This window comes from Sorangium sp. So ce394 (genome assembly GCF_051474665.1).
Taxonomy (GTDB): domain Bacteria; phylum Myxococcota_A; class Polyangia; order Polyangiales; family Polyangiaceae; genus Sorangium; species Sorangium cellulosum_D.
Map to the genome: position 1 here is coordinate 2,019,480 of NZ_CP150339.1, position 15,474 is coordinate 2,034,953.

Genomic DNA, 15,474 nt, shown 5'->3' on the forward strand with positions numbered 1-15,474 from the left:
CGCGCCCCTTCAGCCTTTGCCGTCCGGCGGAGCGCCCGGCGCGCCCCCCGGCTCGGGGATGGACCAGATGTCGCCCCAGAGCGGCTGCCCGCCGTCGATCCCGTAGACCGCGCCGGTGATGAAGTCGTTCTGGTCGCTCGCGAGGAAGACGATGAGCCTCGAGACCTCCTCCGGGGTGGCGAGGCGCTTGAGCGGGGTGGCGCGCCGCGCGAGCTCGAGGAGCTCGTCGCCGTACTGCGACGTGCCGCTCGATCGGATGTTGCTGCCGGGGGCGACGGCGTTGATGCGGATGCCGTGCGCCGCCCACTCGACGGCGAGCGAGCGGGTGAGGTTCTCGACGCCGGCGCGCGCGGCGCCGGTGTGGGCCATGCCCGGGAAGCCGCGGCTCACCGACGCGGTGACGTTCACGATGCGGCCGCGCCGGGCCGGGAACATCGCCCGCTGCGCGACCTCGCGGGTCATGAAGAAGGTGCCGTTCAGGTTGTTGCGGACGACCGCCTCCCAGCCCTTCGGGGTCATGTCGATGGCCGGGCTCGGGAACTGGCCCCCGGCGTTGTTCACGAGGACGTCGATCCGGCCGAAGCGCCCGAGGACCTGGCCGACGAAGGCGGCGATCTGCTCCGGCTCGCGGATGTCGCAGGGCGCGGCGAGCACGTCGGCCTCGGCGACGCCGTCCTCGGCGAGCGCCTTGGCGGCCGCCTCGAGCTTGTCGGGCTTGCGGCCGCAGATCGCGACCCTGGCGCCGAGGGACGCGAGCTCGCGCGCGCACGCGAGGCCGATCCCGCTGCCCCCGCCCGTGACGAGGGCGACCTGATCGGCGAAGAGTCCTGGGGCGAAGATCGAGCGCGCCTGGGTCACGCCCCGCGTTTACAACGGGTCAGCGGGCGGCGCCACAAGCTGGCGGTCCCGGGGTTCCCCGGCGTTCCCCCGGGGTTCCCCGGCGTTCCCCCGGGGTTCCCCGGCGTTCCAGGCAGAACGGCGGCGCGGCCGGCGGCGCCCCCGAGCGCGCCCCCGCGCGCGCTCACGGCCGGAGCCGGAGCACGTCCCAGCGCACGCGGCGCGCGGGGCCGCCCTTGGCGGTGAGCGTGACGTCCTCGAGCGCGATCTCCGAGCTCTCGGCGAGCTTCGAGGTCGCGCGGAGGCGCTCCACGCCGCCCTCGCTGGTCGCGAGGAAGCACGACGCGCACGCCTCGATGGTGGCCGCGCTCGCCTCCTCGAGGGCGCCCGGGTTGCCCTGCTCCGCCCCGCGCGCCGCCTCGAGCGTGGTGCCGTCGGCGAGCGTCAGGCGCGCCCGCCCGCCAGGCGGGAGCGCCACCAGGACGTCGAGCCGGTCGCTCACCTGCTCGAGCGTCACCACCGACGGGTCGGTCGCGGGCGCCAGCGTGTCGATGCTCGGGTCGAGCAGCGGGAGGATCTGCTCCGAGACGAGCAGGAGCGGCAGCTTCTCGAGCGGCGCCGGGATCACCTGCTCGCTGCCGCCCGCGTACGCCGTGAGATCGTCGAGATCGACATACTGGGCGCCGGGCGGCAGCCACGCCTTCCTCGAGGTCTCGCCGCGCCGCACCACCGGCGCCACGTAGAGGGCCGGGCCCAGGTAGTACGCGTCGTCGATCGACCACGCCGCCGGGTCGCGCGGGTGCAGCAGGAACGGGTGCATCGAGAGCGGCTTACCGCTGTTCGCCGCCTCCTCGGCCAGCGTCATGAAATACGGCAGGAGGCGCGTGTGCAGGCGGGCGTATTTCGCATAGACGTCCTGCGTCTCCTGGTCGTTCCAGAGCTTCCATTTCGTCTTCTTCGTGACCGGATTGGAGCACGCGTCCTGTTCCATCATGATCGGCGACGCGGCGCCGAGCTGGACCCACCGGAGGAAGACCTCCTTGTCGTTGGGGGCGCTGGTGATGCACTTGAATCCGGTCACGTCGCTGCCCCAGTAGGGCACGCCCGACATGGACAGGTTGAGGCCGCCGCGCACCGCCGACGGGAGCCCCTGGGTCTCGTCGAAGGTCGCCTCGGCGTCGCCGCCCCAGACGGCGGGCACGAGGGCCTGGGTCCCGCTGTAGCCCGAGCGCACGAAGAAGAGGTAATCGCCGGGGCGCTCCTCCTCCAGGAGCTCGTGCGCCGCGCGCGCCGAGAGGACCGGGAACTCGTTGTGGACCTCGTCGCCGCGGCGGCCGTCGTGGAACACGGCGTCGTGCGCCGTGTACTCGCCGAAATCGTGCATCCAGCCGTCGTAGCCGAGGTCGAGCGTGCGGCGCAGGAGGTCCTTGTACCAGGCCACCGCGTCGGGGTTCGTGAGATCGACCGCGGCCACCGTGAGGAGCTGGCCGGAGATGAAGGTGGTGAGCGAGGGCTCGCCGTCTGGGCCCTTCACGAGGAAGCCATGGTCCTTTGCGTAGGTGTAATCGGCCTCGGCGTTCGGCGCGTTCTCGGCGATGTACGGGTTGTTGTAGGCCATGACCTTGTAGCCGGCGGCGTGCAGGTCGCTCGTCCATTGCGCGACCTCGTCTTCGACGCCGAGGTGCGAGAGCGCGGGGAGGAAATGGAGGGCGTCGTCGATCCCGGTGATCGGGATGTCGCGCTGGCGCATGAGGAGGTATTCGTCGACCCCGTCGATCATCGATCCTCGGTTGACGCGCCGTCGCGGGCCGAACACCCACGGCGCGGGCACGGGGGGGCGCCCGGTGTCCTCGGTGTAATCGGCGATCGCCGCGAGCGGCTCGGATCGCACGTAGATGGTGGTCGCGAACGAGGGCGCGTCGACGGCCATCCGCCACGTGTCGCTCGCCTCGCTGCCGAGGTGGACCTCGCTCCGGAACGTGGTGTCGAGGTAGACGCCGTAGCCCTGGCTCGAGAGGAAGAACGGGACGGGGAAATAGGTCATCGACGGGCCGTTCGGATACGGATTGCCCGGCCCTGCGGGCGCGTCTTCGCCCTGGCCGAGGCCGCCCTCCTCGGCCCACGCGTAGAGCGATTGGCCCCGGTGATCGACGGTCGCGAAGCGCTCGCCGAGGCCGTAGAAGTGCTCGTCCTGGCGGAGCGCGAACGAGAGGCTCGTCTTGTTCAGCGCGCCGGGCTCCGCCTGGGCTTCGGCCTCGCTGGCGTCGAGCGCGAGGCGGACGCGCGGGCCGTCCAGCGACACGTCGAGCGTCAGGGAGAGCCCGTCGCGCGCGAGCTCGAGCGTGGCGCCGTCGCTCCGCTCCGCGCGGACCGTCGCGTGGGGGGCGCGCCGCCAGGGGCCCTCGATGGGCGTGAACTCGTCCCAGCCGGGCAGGAAGCCCGTGCGGTGGACGGCCTCGTCCGTCGTGGCCGCGGGGCCGCCGTAGGCGCCGTCTCCGGCCCCCTTCACGGTCTCGAGCACGGTGTTGCCCTCGGCGTCGAGGATGCGCAGCGCGAACGGCGCGGTGTTGATCTCGACCGCGGCGTCGGGGGACTCGAACCGGAGCAGCCTGTCCTCGGGCCCCGGAGGCGCCGTGGAGCTGCACGCGGGCAGGAGCAGGGCGATGAGGGCGAGGGGCGGAGGGAGCGGCGAACGCATAGGAGATGCCACGATACCAGAGGTCGGCGCGGTCCGACGCACACGCGACGACCCGGAGGCGCGATGAGGCGAGCGCCGCTCCACGACGCCCGGTGTTCGCCCGTATTGCTTGAAGAAAAGGCTTATCGAGCGAGCTCGCTCTCGCTTACCTGTTCTCCGGAAGACGAGGTGATCTCATGAGTTGGATCACATCGATTTTCGAAACCCCGAGCTCTCCCATCGTGCGGTTCGCCCCGAGAGCCTGGAGAAGGTAGGACAGAGCACCGTCGCACCGACGTCATGCGCGCTCGGTCCGGCGCGAACGGGATCTCGCCGACCTGCGCCTTGTCGACCCGCCGTGGCCGGCGCGCTCCGGATCAGTGCCCCTTGCGCGCCAGCCGGGGCATGATGACGTCCTGGAGCAGCTCGGGGACGGCGCGCTTCAGCCGCCAGAACCAGCGGCCGTCGCGGTGCGGCACGGCGTAGAGGCGGCCGGCGTCGACCGCCTCGATGGCGCGCCGCGCCACGTAGTCGGCCTGGACGCCCTTGCGCCCCATGAGCTTCACGACGGCGTCCCGGGTGGCTTGATCGAACCCGCGCCCGCTCTCGACGATCTTCGTCAGGAAGAAGGTCGGGCAGAGGACCGTCACGCCGGCGCCGTACGGGGCGAGCTCGAGCCGCAGCGTCTCGGAGAGGGCGACGACCCCGGCCTTGGTCACGCAGTACGAGGCGGCGCCTGGCACGGAGAGGAAGCCGGCGGCGGAGGCGACGTTCAGGAAGTGCCCGCTCCTCTGCTCCTTGAAGCGCGGCGCGAACGCGTGGCAGCCGTGGATGACGCCCCAGAGGTTGACGCCCATGACCCACGCCCAGTCCTCGAGGGGGGTCTCGCCGACCTGCCCGCCCGCGGACACACCCGCGTTGTTCACGACGAGATCGACGCCGCCGAGGGCGCGATCGGCCTCGCCCACGAGCGCGGCGACATCGTCGCTGCGGCTCACGTCGCAGTGGACCACGTGCGCCTCGCCTCCGGCGCTGGCGACGAGGCGCGCCGTTTCCCGGGAGCCTTCCTCGTTGAGGTCGGCGAGGAGCAGCTTCGCCTGACGGCCCGCGAGCTCGACGGCGAGCGCGCGGCCGAGGCCCGAGGCGGCGCCGGTGATGACGGCGCGGGGGTGCTTGGGGAGGGGCATGGCGCAGGCGCATACCACGGAGGCTCTCCCACGCGCGAGCTTCCGGCGCGCGCTGCGAGCGGGCGCCCGCCACGGCTCGTCTCCCGCGCTTCGACGATTCGACGACAAAACAAGGCGCCGAGAACGCCCGAGGAAGACCGTGCTCCCCGAGCGTCCTTGGCGCCTCGTCGATTCGACCGCTGGATCGCGTCAGGCGCTGCCGCGCGCGCCGCCCTGGCCCGAGCGCCCGCCGCTCAGCCGCTGGCCGAGCAGGTGCTTCGCGCGCTCCGCGAGCCGCAGCTCCTCCTGCCGCACCTCGCTGAAGAAGGAGGCGAGCTCCTGATCACCCTGCTTCTGCGCGTCCTGAACGTACTTCGAATAGGTCTCCGCGCCCTGGAGAGCATGGTAGAGCACGCTGACCAGGTTGTAGTCCTTGTCGGGAACAACGCTGCTCTCGGTGCGGCCTTCCTGGGTGCCCGAGCCCTGCTGTCCCTGCGCGCCGACTCCCTGCTTCTGCTCGTTCGCCATTCCAACCTCCTCGATTCCCCCCAGCGCGGCCGGGGCAATGCAATCGGGAGGCCGCCCAGCGGAAAGCGTGCAGCAGCGAGGATTCGCCGCCGCCGGCGCGATCGCTCTTCGCTGCGCGTTGCGTTCCGCCACAGCAGGCGGACGCTCGCGCAGGATTGCACCACTCGGCGATCGCGTTCCTCACGCTGAGGCCGCTGCGGGCGCGCTCGACGCAGCCTGCGCCGGTGCGCGGCGACAGGCTCTGCACAGCTCGCTCGATGTGCTCGCTGCGCGGATCGCTCGGGGATGCGGGGGCTCCTCGACGGCGCCCCTGGGGGGCACCGCTGCCGCGGCGACCGGCGTGTCGCTGCGGTTCGAGCGCACGCTCTGGATCGACTCGCTGTTCGTGTTCAGCAACGTGCTCATCCGCGCCGGCGAGCGCGACGAGGCCGTGGCGACGTCGCTCGAGCGGCAGGTCGCCTCGATCCTGGACGCGCAGGATCCGGAGACCGGCCTCTGGTGACGATCATGAACCGGCCCGGCGAGATCTACCTGGAGGAGAGCACCACGGCCTGTTAGCCGCCTGGCTCGCGCGCGGCTTCCGCCGCGGGCTCCTCGACGCCTCGGTGCGCCGCGCGATCGAGCGCGCCATGGCGGGCGTGCGCTCGCGCATCGAGGAGGACGCGTCGGGGCGGCCGGTCGTCCCCGGCATCGCCGGCCCCACGACGGCCGGCCGGCTCGACGACCACGCCGAGGTCGAGCTCGGCGAAATCTCGTACGGCGTCGGGGCCGTCGTGCTGGCGCCGGTCGAGACGTCGGGGCTGCAGCGGTGATCTCGCGGTCCGCTCACGATCCACCGAAGCGCCGCTGGTGTCCTCCGGCGTGACCCGAAGGGTGCTGAGACATCAGCTGCCCGAATTTTATCATCGAAGCAGTCCAGCGTGAGGTGCGTGGCGATGCACCGCGGTAGACGCAAGTCGGGTAGATGGACAGGGCGCGGTGGCGAGATTCGCGCGATGTTGAGCGCGTGGCCGGCGCCGGCGCGGCGCGCGGAGAATGGGCGCGCGGTCCTGCGGCCGTGGCAGTATGATGCTTTCTGGACCGCGCATGGACGTCGTTGCCCTCGGGCCCCTCTGCACCGCCTCGCTCCTCTGGCGCCGCTCTCGCGGCGACTGGGCGCAGACCGTCATCTGCAAGGCCACGTTCAGCCTGCTTCCGGATGTCTCTCCGCTCGCGGGCGAGCAGGAGCGCCCGAACGACAACGACAAGCACTGGGACGGCGATCCTGCACGTAGCCTCCATTCGCCGAGCGATCTCGTCCCGTTCAAGCCTCGTGCCGACGTGCTCCTTGTCGGCAGCGCGTTCGCGCCGCGCAAGGAGCCGGTCCACGCGCTCGTCGCGCGGCTCGCCATCGGGAGCGTTGACAAATCGATCGAGATCTACTGCGACCGTGCCTGGACCGCGGAGGGCAAGCTCCACGAGGGCCCGCGGTTCAGCTCGATGCCTCTGCGCTACGAGCGCGCTGCAGGCGGCCCGGAGACGTGGAACCCAGTGGGCGTGGGTCATCCTGGACGTCTCGACGCCCAGGGCTTGGTGCGGGTCCCGAACCTCCAGCCGCGTGGCTTCCGGCTCGGCGATCGGAGCACGCGGATCCCGCCGGTAGGTTTCGGGCCCATCGCGCCGAGCTGGCCTGAGCGCGCAAGGAAGCTCGTCAACCGCACGGCCTGGTCAGAGAGGGACTGGCATCGGCGGCCGATGCCGGAGGATCTCGACACCAGCTGGTTCAATGCAGCTCCCGCAGACCAGCAGATCCAGGTGCTCCGCGGCGACGAGCGCCTTGTCCTCGAGAACCTGCACCGCGAGCATGCGCGGCTCGAGACCGCGCTGGCTGGCCTTCGCGCGCGCGCCTGCGTGGAGCGCGGCGACGGAAGCGAGGCGCGCGAGATCCAGATGGTCTGCGACACGCTCTGGATCGACACGGATCGCGCGGTCTACACGCTGACCTGGCGCGGCGTCGTCCCGCTGCAACATCCCGAGCAGCCTGGGAGGATCCTCGTTGCGACCGTGGAACGCGGGCGTTCGGTCGAATGGGCGGACCTCAAGCGCTATGTGCCCGACGCGATCAAGGACGGCACGGGGACGGTCGATCTACGGGACGAGTGGGGCGCTCACCGGCTGGAACCGAGGTCGCAGAGCATGGCTGCGCGGAGCGCCGGGCATTCGCCGCTGCCCTTCGCGCGGCCGCCCGCCCCGTCACAGCCCGAGGCGACACCCCTGCTCCCGCCACCTCCGGTTCAGCCGCCAGGGATGGTGCCGTTGGGCAACGCCGGCCTGGAGGCCTCGGCGCCACGGCTCTCGTGGGGCGAGGCCGCGGTGCTCGGCAAAGCCGTAGCTGCACCGCTCGTGGCGAGCGCGCAGCCGGCGGCGCCGGATCTCGGGCCGTTCGAGCCTGTGCTGCCAGCGGCTCCGAAGCCGAAGCCGAAGATAGGCGCCTGGGTGCCTCCGGGGAGCGCGCCGGAGATCGGCGCTGATGCGGCTGCCGGCAGGGGGGGCGGTGCCTCGAAGAGAGAGGCTGCGGGAGGCGAGGGCCGTGCGCCTGCAGCCATCCCAGCGCCTGCGCCCTCGCGCCCGGAGGCGTCCTCGCAGGGGGCGGACGTCATCGAGCTGCTCTGGTACGATCCCGAGCAGGTCGCGCGGATCCGCAAGCACCCAGCCTGGAAGAAGCTCATCGCCGACGTCAAGGCGCGCGCCCGCGACGAGGAGGTCAACGACGCAGAGCCACGCGAGAAGCGGCAGGAGGCGAAGGACCGCCGCGACGTGCTCGCCGTGCTCCGAGGTGGCGATCCTGCCGGCGTGGCGGGCCTCGCCGAGGAGCTCGCGGCGGCGATGGAGGACGGCACCTTCGCGCCGCCGCTCGTGCTTGTGGACGGCGCGCTCGAGTTCCCCTTCGACGAGAAGCAGACGCTGGAGGCGACGATGGCGCTCGTCGCGCCCTTCACCGCGGGGGACAAGCGGCTCAAGGAGCAGAGCGACACGATCGGCGAGCTGCTCAAGTCGCCGTGGCTGGAGAAGGGGAGCGCCGGGCTCGAGGGGTACACGACGCGGCTCCGGGAGGCGTTCGTGCAGACCGCGCGGGGGCTGCCGCCGGGGTACCTGGAGGCGCATACCGAGCGGCTGCTCCTGGAGCAGCGGCACTACCAGAAGCGGACTGTGCTGGGGCAGGCGTGGATCCGGGCGCTGCTCACGCCCGGCGGTGGGGGCGGAGGGGCCGGAGCGGGGGAGGCGATTCCGACCTACCTGCCGGAGCGGCTCGCGAAGGAGCTGCCGATGTTCCAGCGGTTCAGGGCGCGGGCGGTGGTGGAGGTGAGGCTGCAGCTTGATCAGTTCGAGGTGCACCCGAGCGCGCTGCGGGCGGTGGCGCTTGGGCGGGTCGTCGGTAGGCCGGGGCGAAGGTGACGCTCTCGGTACGGCGTTGGAGCAGCGTCAGGTCTCTGTTTATGTTGGAATGCGAGCAGCCTGGCTCGATCGTGTTTGAGCAGAAACCGCGCGCATACGTCCGAAGCGAACCTCCACAGTTTTGTGATTAGATAGAACTGCGTAACAAGGCATCAATTGCACTGACTGCGGCACAAATCGAGGCGAGACGAAGTCGCGGTGGCTCGCCAGAGGTGGGGCGGGGCGGAAGATCGAGCACTGATCGATCTATGTGCGTCGAAGCGCGTGCGATTCGTAATATACGAAGCCTGGGGCACTTCAGAGCTGCTTATGTTACAGCCGTCAGTGGTCAGCTTCGAAGAGAGTTGTAATAATTGGAACGTGGCCTGAGCGGTTATTGCGGGGGTGGAAGTTCTTCTTTGAATTTCATATTATATCCACGTTTCTCTCCGTATAACTGGCGGTGTCTTCGAAAGAAGCGGATCTCGAGCGTGGAGTTGTCTCTATTTATAAGGTCTGGGACGGCTCGAATGATGACGTAATTGTCCTTCGGTGTTGAAAATCTCCAATGGTTGCTCCATAGTTTCTCAAAGCTGCGGATGTGTCTCCTCCGTTTGCGCTTCCTTATGCCCTGGCCTCCGGGACCCATCAGCACCTCGCACACATTGGGATACTGGCCGGAATCCAGGCCGAGCCCTCCGACGGACCCATAGTGAAGATCGCCTGAAAGCCAACAGACTCCGCCAACGCACTGCGCTGCTGAAAGGATCCGCTCACGCTGGCGCCGAAGCCAAGGTGCATCCCAGCGGTAATCACCGCCCTTTGCGGACTTCTCAGGTGTTCTCGCCCGCTTCCTAAGCAGATTTGTCTGCTTCCGCAGCAGTTTTGCTTGCTGTTGTAACAGCTTCATATCCTGCAACGACAGCTGTTGCTTCAGCTGTTTGCGAAGGCGCCGATGCTCTATGTTGAGCAATTGCAGCAGTCGTTGCTCTCGCTTGGGCAGAAGTTTCTTTCTTAAGAGAATCTCTTTCTTTTTTTTAATCGGAGCCATTAGGCGTTTGATTAGGCGTTTGAGATCTTGTGATGCTGGATTCTTCCGTTTTAATGCCCTTTGGAGAGATTTCTCCTGATTCAGTACCTTTTGTAGAAGCTCTCCCTGTCGCCGGTTTGGAAATATTCCTATTGGTGATGAATTGAGAATGAACTTGAAGACGGCTGGTGAGTTGTGGAGTCCGTTGATTAGCCATTCCATCTGTTTCTTTGAGATGTATCTCCCTTTAACTATCTCGTCGCTGTCGCTTCTTATGACCCGCCGCTCGGAGCGACAGTCGAGAATGAAGAGTTCTAGCGTGTTTCCCCAGCGAAAGCTCCCCCATATCTTCTTTTTGTTCCGGCTTCTTGCTGGTGACTGATTGCCGCCTGTGGGACACTTGCAAGACGGTCGATGTGTATGTGTCTGATGATTGTTGTTGGCTTGATTGTTTCGAATTGGCTGGTGTTGAAAGAAAGATGCCTTTCCGGCATCGGTGATTGATCTGTTGGCTGATTCGATGTTGATTGCTCGTTGTTTTGCGATACTCTCGATCTTTTTAGGGAACCGATGCTTTCCTTGCCAATTGTCGACTACCTCGTGGTCATCCCACGTGGTGTACATTCCGAATTCTCTGTGTAGTGCGTTGAGGCCCTTTGGGGATGACCTGCTCTTTCGTCCATGGTTGTTGGAGAATGCCTCCTCGTACCTTTTGTGGTAATCAGCGATGTCGTCCGGCGGGGGCTCAGTTCGGGCGTCGCAGTAGAGTTGATCGCCAGCGTGGACGAAGAAGCTGATCTTCCACTCGTCGCGCTTCTTGTACGCGGCTTCCAGATTCCGGTTCGTATTTTGGACATGCGGCATGACTTGACTCGTGCACGATGTGCCGCCGAACGTCACCGGCTCCGGTTGGGCCTGATTGGACGAGTGTTCGATTGCGGTGCGGAAGTGACCGATGGGGCTGGAAACGGTGCGCCCGCTGCCATGGCGCTCGATGAACATGTATTTGTAATCCGTTCCTGGTTCGAGTCCGCCTATTTCGACATGGACGAATTTGCTTTTATGTTTTAGCTTGTCTTTCTCAGGCCTTGGAGGGAAATTTGTCGTTGCATTGCTTACAGGCTCTTGCCAGGGGTTCCCCTGTTCGTCTCTGCATATGCGCCATAGGCGCACTTCAAGAGCCCCGGCGCCCCTGTACTTTGTCCACAGTACTACGCCGTGGGGCTCTGCGTCTCCAGCCATGACGCCGGCCGGGAACGCCCAGTTAGAAGCATCTGGGCGCGTCGGGCTCCCCGGTGCAGAGCTTTGGGTCGGAAAACCATGAGCGCCTAGACGTAGCTGAAGGGTTGTCCGCGGAGCGTTAGTTTTCGGATTTCCCAGTGTGCTCAATGTTTCTTTATCGATTTTCATCGATGAGTTGTGCTTGTCTGCGCCGCATCGGTGTTGGTTGTGGGGTTGTTGGATCAGTTGTACGAGAGAACGCTGTCTGCATACCTGCAGGATGCAGTCGTGCTACGAGCCCTTGGGCTTCGCGTGGTCAGCGAGAAATGGGGCTCGACTGTCGGCGCGCCGCAGACGACACTCAAGCCGCCATAGCTTCCGTCGCTCATCGGTGCCCTCGTGCAGCAGTACTGCGCGCGCCCAGGGGACCCGCACGTCGAATCGCGATCCGAGGATCGATGCAATCATGAGGTAGCGTTCCACCCCGCGCTCGGACACGATCCCGTAGCGGCGCGCGCGCTCGATTTGTTCGCAGATGACCGCCCGATTACTGCTAGCCTTCAGACGAAGCTGGATCGTCTTTTCCATTCGATCAATGAATCGTTCGAACAGACTCTGCGAGAACACCATCATCTGAGCGTCACGGATCGTTGCCAACTCCCACGGTGCGTTCGGCTGCATCGTGGGAGCTCCGGCCGGTAGCCACCGTAGCACAGTTCCCTCGCTCCGCCCCTCCATCAGAAACGCAGACACCGGTCCGAAGAAGGCGCGCCGCTCCTCCTCCGTCGCGGTGTTGAGAAAGGGCGCGAGTATGCGCGGATCGTAGAAGCGAAAACAGAGCGCCTGCCTCTCTTCTGTCTGCACCACAAGGAAGCGCCGAAGATGCCTGCGCAAATCATCGAAGGGTGAGTCACATGCGACGAGCACACCCCAGCTTTGCCCCCAGCCTTCCCGTAGCAGCTCCTCCAACTGTCGCGAGCCTGTCGACATGCGTACGAGGTACGGCGCCACTGCAGCGAGTTGCTCACCTCGTCGACCGTTGTAGAGCGATCTAGCCTCGTCGCTGGAAGCGTGCACAAGCTTCAAAACGTGCGGACTCCGCGCGGCGTCGAGAACCGCATAGAGGGGCTCGTGGCGTTGAAGCAAAAGCGCGAGCTCGTCCTTGGACGAAAAGCGCATCGTGCTCCCGCTGGCCTCGTTAACCATCGCGCTCTTCCAGGCGGACGCGGACGATCTTTTCGCAGAATGGGGTACCGGAGCGCGCCGCCTCCCGGAGCACCTCCACCATCGGGTGTGGGCCGATCAGAACCGTGGTGCAGCCGCTCGTGACGTGGCCGCCCTCGGTCGCGTCTCCGAGGCGGGCGGCGGCGCGCTCGCCTATGAGCACGGTGGGCTCGCCGGTGACGATGACGTCGTAGACGCCCCCCTCACACCAGGCTTTATCACCGACGCAGGCGGCGTTTGCTTCGCCGATGAAGACGGTCCGGCTGCCCGGCTCGAGGATCTCGCCCCCCTTGTGAACCACCGGCGCGGTCTTGCGACAGACGTGCTGATCTCCAACGCGGGCTGCGGCCGGCATTAGCGCCTCCTTGGACTGATTCGTTCGTTATGCATCCCCGCCATCGCCGTCATCATCATCATCGTCGTCGTCGTCGTCGTCATCATTATCGTCGTTGTCATCGCCGTCCCCGATGGCATAGTAATCTTCCCGCTCCACGTAGAAGTCGAACACCACGCCGCCACGCAACTCCGGGAGCTGACCCGAGTAGATGGTGAGGACCTCTTTGAGAGCGTCTTCGCGCGCCTCATCCGACCAACTCCCCGGCTGCGCGATCGCGCCCGTGGCGCTGGGCTCGCCGTTCTCGCCGCGGAAAACACCGTACTCCACGCCTTCCAACGCTCCCGCCCGGAGCGCCACCTTGCAGACGGTATCGCCGCTGCGCTCGAACGCGAGCGTATAGAACTCCCACGCGCCCAGGTCGGGAAGGCGCTCCGCGACCACCCTGTCCTCTTCGTTGTCTTCGCTCTCCCCCATCTCTTCGCCCTTCCGCGTGCAATCTACGCGTAGTTGTTGTCGTAGTACTTGAACCCTTTTTTCACCATCTCCTGGTCCTCGGCCGGGGCCCCATACGGATACGTGCCGCCCCACACGCCGTTGCCAGGATCACCCCACTCCGGCTTCGCGTCGCCGCGCGCCTTCCGGCGCATCCCCGCGTGCCGGAGCAGCGCCCCCTCGGGGAGTCCCATCGCCTTCCCTATAACGCCGTAGTGGAAATTGCTGAACCCCGCATACCGCTCGCCGAGCCTGCCGTAATCCCACTCGCCCCCCGGCTTGGTCATCTCGGCGAACCACGCGGGAGCATCGCGATCGAAGCGAGCGTGCTCCTCGGCCTTCTCGATCTCCTCCTCCAGATCGACCCCGGGCGGCACCTCCACCGAGATCGGCACCCCATCCTCGCCCCGCAACGGCTTGCCGCCCACCTCCGGGTTGATCCGCACGATCGGCCCGCCCTGGATCACCACGTCGCCGCCCTCGGACCTCACGACGAGCTTCGACCCGGACTTCAGCGTCAGGTTCACGGTCGCGCTCGCCGTGATGTTCGCGTCCGCCTCCAGCGCGATATCGCTCGCCGCCTTCAGCAGGATGCCAGCCGCCGCCTCCAGCGTGATGTTCGGCCCTTCCAGGGTGATCGTCGCCTCCCCGGTCGTCCACGAGATCCGCCGGTCGACCATCTCGACCCCGGTCGCCCCGGCTCCGCCCGAGATGGCGACCGCATGCCTCACCCCGACATCCGCCTCATCCACATTTCCGATTGTCGCCGTGCGGCTCCCCCCAACGGCGATCGTCTCATTGGCCTTCACCACCTTGCTGCGGTTGTTGCCGATCGTGACCGCCTCATCCACCTTGACCAGCTTCTCGAGGTTCCGCTCGGCCTGCATGTAGACGAGCTCCGCGCCCTTCGCGTCCTCGAACATGATCTCGTTCGAGCCCTCGAGCCCCGGCGAGGAGCTGCTCTTCCAGGTGCTGACCGTCTTGCTCTCGGGCAGCTTGTACGGAACACGCGCCGTGTTGTTGTACACTCGGCCCACCACGATCGGCTGATCCGGATCGCCCTCGATGAACCCGACCAGCACCTCCTGCCCGACGCGGGGGAGGGCCATCATTCCGTACGCGCCGCCAGCCCAGCCCTGGCTGACGCGGATCCAGCACGAGCTGTGCTCGTCGAAGCGCCCCTCGCGATCCCAGTGGAACTGCACGCGCACGCGGCCGAACTCATCCGTGTGGATCTCTTGCCCCTTGGGCCCGACCACCACCGCGCTCTGCACGCTGTGGATCCGCGGCTTCGTCGCCCGGAGCGGCGGGAGGAAAGGCTGCTCCGGTCCGACGAAGACCGCACGACCAGCGCGCACCCACTCGCCGTCGTGGGTCCCTTCCATCGACATCTCGACAACGAGCAACCGCTTGTCCGCCGCGAGGTCCGCCCTCGGATGGCCCACCAGCGAGAAGGTCTCGCCCGGCGAAAGGTCGACATTGGTGCGGAACGTGACTGCGCGCCGCGAGATCCGCTCCTGCCCCAGCGCGCGCTCGGCGCGGATCTTCCCGGCACGCTCGTCGTGACGCGCCGCACCCGCGCCATCCGCAACGGGCGTGCTTCCGCCGCGCGCCGCCGTCTCTACCATGAAGGAGCCGGGGAGGTAGTGATACTGCTCGAGCCGAGCCTCCGGCGTCCCGCTCGCCGCTCCCGCGAAGAGCTGGTACTCGGGGCTCCTCCGGAAGTCGAAGTCGCGGATGGTGAAGCGGCCAGGACGCACCTGCTGGTTGAGCCGGACCTCGGTGACGAACGGCGCTCCCGCGGCCGTGCTCGGGTCGTCCATGAACGGCACCGTCCTCCGCTCGTACAACGCGAGCGCGCGCAAATCGTCCGAAAACACGAGCTGCGGCCCTTCCTTCCGCTCCCTGTGCCCGGCGAAGAGGAAGGTAATGCCGGCCTCCTCGCTCAGTCGGCTCAGGAAGTCGAGATCGCTCTCGCCGTACTGGACGCGGTACTCGAGCTTCGGATGCTGGGTCGCATCGACTCGCCAATCCGCCTCGATGTTCCACTCCGCGAGGATCGCCTTGATGATTTCCGGGACGCTCCGGTGCTGGAAGACGCGGTAATTGCGGCGCTGCGAGAGCAGCCAGAGCGCGGGCACGATCGTCAGCGCGTACGTTGAGAGGCCGTTCGGCTCGACCCGCAGCAGCTCCATCGAGGCGCAGATCCCGCGAAACAGGCGACCGCCCTCGGCATCCAGAACACGATCGCGCATCCTGAAGGACGCGCCCTTGCCCACGATTCCTTCGAAATCGAGATCCTCGCTCGGAGAGCAGGCTTCGATCGACACGGAGAACAACGTGGACAGCGCTTCGCGTACGGCGAAGCGACGCACGGAGAGCGAGTCCTCGCCCGATTCGAAGGAGAGCTCGAGCATGTGAGCCGTAATGCTATGCACAAACGCAACCCGGTGGGAGTCCAGAAATCGCGCGATGCGAGCGCGTTCTGATCGCAGTCCCGCGCGGTCCTCCGGCTCCTCCTCCGGCGAAGCAAGGGACGGTACCTGGC

Annotated in this window: 12 protein-coding genes; 3 read left to right on the forward strand and 9 right to left on the reverse strand. The window is 67.0% G+C overall.

Annotated elements, in window-relative coordinates:
* Positions 1 to 9 precede the first annotated feature (9 nt).
* The 4 genes from WMF33_RS07395 to WMF33_RS07410 all read right to left on the reverse strand — a co-directional run bounded on the left by WMF33_RS07395 (position 10) and on the right by WMF33_RS07410 (position 5,208).
* On the reverse strand, positions 10 to 858 hold the full coding sequence (locus tag WMF33_RS07395) for an SDR family oxidoreductase (RefSeq protein WP_437336469.1): 849 nt from the start codon (positions 856 to 858) through the stop codon (positions 10 to 12).
* Between the two features lie 163 nt (positions 859 to 1,021).
* On the reverse strand, positions 1,022 to 3,535 hold the full coding sequence (locus WMF33_RS07400) for a TIM-barrel domain-containing protein (protein ID WP_437336470.1): 2,514 nt from the start codon (positions 3,533 to 3,535) through the stop codon (positions 1,022 to 1,024).
* A gap of 356 nt (positions 3,536 to 3,891) precedes the next feature.
* On the reverse strand, positions 3,892 to 4,701 hold the full coding sequence (locus WMF33_RS07405) for an SDR family NAD(P)-dependent oxidoreductase (RefSeq protein WP_437336471.1): 810 nt from the start codon (positions 4,699 to 4,701) through the stop codon (positions 3,892 to 3,894).
* 189 nt (positions 4,702 to 4,890) lie between these two features.
* On the reverse strand, positions 4,891 to 5,208 hold the full coding sequence (locus tag WMF33_RS07410; RefSeq protein ID WP_437336472.1) for a hypothetical protein: 318 nt from the start codon (positions 5,206 to 5,208) through the stop codon (positions 4,891 to 4,893).
* Between the two features lie 340 nt (positions 5,209 to 5,548).
* Between WMF33_RS07410 and WMF33_RS07415 the strand changes: the two genes are divergently transcribed.
* From WMF33_RS07415 to WMF33_RS07425, 3 genes are all read left to right on the forward strand, one after another.
* Positions 5,549 to 5,710, forward strand: coding sequence for a hypothetical protein (locus WMF33_RS07415; protein ID WP_437336473.1), 162 nt, complete (start codon positions 5,549 to 5,551; stop codon positions 5,708 to 5,710).
* Positions 5,711 to 5,813: 103 nt separating this feature from the next.
* Positions 5,814 to 6,020 carry a hypothetical protein gene (locus WMF33_RS07420; RefSeq protein WP_437336474.1) on the forward strand — a complete coding sequence of 69 codons (207 nt, stop codon included), beginning with the start codon at positions 5,814 to 5,816 and terminating at the stop codon, positions 6,018 to 6,020.
* A 274-nt stretch (positions 6,021 to 6,294) separates the two neighbouring features.
* Positions 6,295 to 8,643 carry a DUF2169 domain-containing protein gene (locus WMF33_RS07425; protein WP_437336475.1) on the forward strand — a complete coding sequence of 783 codons (2,349 nt, stop codon included), beginning with the start codon at positions 6,295 to 6,297 and terminating at the stop codon, positions 8,641 to 8,643.
* Positions 8,644 to 9,016: 373 nt separating this feature from the next.
* Here the strand turns inward: WMF33_RS07425 and WMF33_RS07430 are convergent, their stop codons facing one another.
* The 5 genes from WMF33_RS07430 to tssI form a co-directional block, all read right to left on the reverse strand.
* The gene (locus WMF33_RS07430) at positions 9,017 to 10,894 is read right to left on the reverse strand and encodes an alkaline phosphatase D family protein (protein ID WP_437336476.1); all 1,878 of its coding nucleotides are present in this window, start codon (positions 10,892 to 10,894) and stop codon (positions 9,017 to 9,019) included.
* A gap of 270 nt (positions 10,895 to 11,164) precedes the next feature.
* Positions 11,165 to 12,079: a DUF4123 domain-containing protein gene (locus WMF33_RS07435; protein ID WP_437336477.1), complete on the reverse strand. Its 915-nt coding sequence runs from the start codon at positions 12,077 to 12,079 to the stop codon at positions 11,165 to 11,167.
* Complete coding sequence (locus tag WMF33_RS07440) at positions 12,072 to 12,452, reverse strand: PAAR domain-containing protein (protein WP_437336478.1); 381 nt, start codon at positions 12,450 to 12,452, stop codon at positions 12,072 to 12,074. The genes WMF33_RS07435 and WMF33_RS07440 overlap by 8 nt, the downstream gene beginning before the upstream one ends.
* Before the next feature lie 27 nt (positions 12,453 to 12,479).
* Positions 12,480 to 12,908, reverse strand: a complete 429-nt coding sequence (locus WMF33_RS07445) for a hypothetical protein (protein WP_437336479.1) — start codon at positions 12,906 to 12,908, stop codon at positions 12,480 to 12,482.
* 23 nt (positions 12,909 to 12,931) lie between these two features.
* The gene (tssI, locus tag WMF33_RS07450; RefSeq protein ID WP_437336480.1) at positions 12,932 to 15,343 is read right to left on the reverse strand and encodes a type VI secretion system tip protein TssI/VgrG; all 2,412 of its coding nucleotides are present in this window, start codon (positions 15,341 to 15,343) and stop codon (positions 12,932 to 12,934) included.
* Positions 15,344 to 15,474 lie beyond the last annotated feature (131 nt).